2 protein-coding genes are annotated in these 1,783 nt (G+C 65.6%); both read left to right on the plus strand.

Annotation, left to right across the window (positions count from 1 at the left end):
* Positions 1-46 precede the first annotated feature (46 nt).
* Positions 47-1,546 (plus strand): transcription termination factor NusA, encoded by a 1,500-nt coding sequence (gene nusA / locus I55_RS29330; protein WP_044564264.1) that lies wholly within the window; start codon positions 47-49, stop codon positions 1,544-1,546.
* Positions 1,547-1,590: 44 nt separating this feature from the next.
* Positions 1,591-1,783 (plus strand): DUF448 domain-containing protein (locus I55_RS29335; RefSeq protein WP_044564265.1); only part of this gene is annotated, 193 nt, incomplete at its 3' end.

The raw sequence follows: 1,783 nt of genomic DNA on the forward strand, positions 1-1,783 counted from the left end.
CTCTCCCAGTTTCTTACTGACGTAACAGAAGGCAAGGTTCGCTTCGATGGAACTTCTTCAAGTCGCTGACGCCGTCGCCCGCGAAAAGAACATCGAGAAAGAGCATGTGCTCGAGGCGATGGAAGAGGCCATCAAGAAGGCCGGCCGCTCGAAGTACGGCCACGAGCACGACATCCGCGCCCGCATCGACCGCAAGACCGGCGACATCCATCTGATGCGCTATCTTGAGGTGGTGGAGACGGTTGAGGACGAGGCGACCCAGATCACCGTGGCCCAGGCCAAGCGCAAGCGGCCGGATGCCAAGGTCGGTGATTTCCTGATCGATCCGCTGCCGCCCATCGATTTCGGCCGCATCGCCGCGCAGACCGCCAAGCAGGTCATCGTGCAGAAGGTGCGCGAGGCGGAGCGCGACCGTCAGTATGACGAGTACAAGGACCGCATGGGCGACATCGTCAACGGTCTGGTCAAGCGCGTGGAATACGGCAACGTGACCGTCGACCTGGGGCGCGCCGAAGCCGTGCTGCGCCGCGACGAGTGCCTGCCGCGTGAGCATTTCAAGAACGGCGACCGTGTGCGCGCCTACATCTACGACGTGCGGCGCGAGCCGCGCGGCCCCCAAATCTTTCTTTCGCGCACCCACCCCGCCTTCATGGCCGGCCTGTTCAAGCAGGAAGTGCCGGAAATCTACGACGGCATCATCGAGATCAAGGCCGTGGCCCGTGACCCGGGCAGCCGCGCCAAGATCGCCGTCATCAGCCACGACAGCGCCATCGACCCGGTCGGCGCCTGCGTCGGCATGCGCGGCAGCCGCGTCCAGGCCGTGGTGGGCGAGCTGCAGGGCGAGAAGATTGACATCATCCCCTGGAACCGCGACGCCGCCACCTTCGTGGTGAACGCGCTGGCCCCGGCCGAGGTGGCCAAGGTGGTGCTGGACGAGGAGACCAAGCGCATCGAGGTGGTGGTGCCGGACGACCAGCTGTCGCTGGCCATCGGCCGTCGCGGCCAGAACGTCCGCCTGGCGTCCATGCTGACCGGCTGGGACATCGACATCATGACGGAGCAGGAGGAATCCGACCGTCGTACCGAAGAGTTCAAGACCCGCTCGCAGATGTTCATCGAGGCCCTGGACGTTGACGACGTCATCGCCCATCTGCTGGTGGCCGAAGGCTTCACCTCGGTGGAAGAGATCGCCTACGTCGACACCGAGGAACTGACCTCGATCGACGCCTTCGACGAGGACGTGGCCGAGGAACTGCGGGAACGCGCCCGCAACTTCCTGGAAGAACAGAACAGCCGCCTGGAGCACCGCCGTGTCGAGCTGGGCGTGACCGACGAGGTCGCGGCCATCGAGGCGCTGACGGCGCCCATGCTGGTGAAGCTGGGTGAGAAGGGCGTCAAGACGCTGGATGATTTCGCCGACCTGGCCGGTGACGAGCTCATCGAAATCCTGGGCAAGGACGCGATGACCGAGGACGAGGCCAACGAGCTGATCATGGCGGCCCGCGCCCACTGGTTCGCGGACGAAGAGTCCGGCGCCGACGCCTGAGGGGGGCCTGATTGATGGTCGCCTCTCAGGTATCTGGGCCGGCGATGACACCGGACCCCGATGACGCCCTGCTGCCGGAAGGCGAGCCGGAGGCGGTCGGGGGAAGCAAAAGTCCACTGCGCCGCTGCATCGCCAGCGGCGTGGTGGGGAGTAAGGACGGGATGATCCGTTTCGTCGTCGGACCCGACGGAACGGTCGTCCCCGACGTGGAGGAAACCCTGCCCGGACGCGGGCGTG

The organism is Azospirillum sp. B4, assembly GCF_000333275.1.
GTDB lineage: Bacteria > Pseudomonadota > Alphaproteobacteria > Azospirillales > Azospirillaceae > Nitrospirillum.

Coding starts and splice junctions, on each gene's coding strand:
- nusA (WP_044564264.1), top strand. CDS start 47: ATGGAACTTCTTCAAGTCGCTGACGCCGTCGCCCGCGAAAAGAACATC.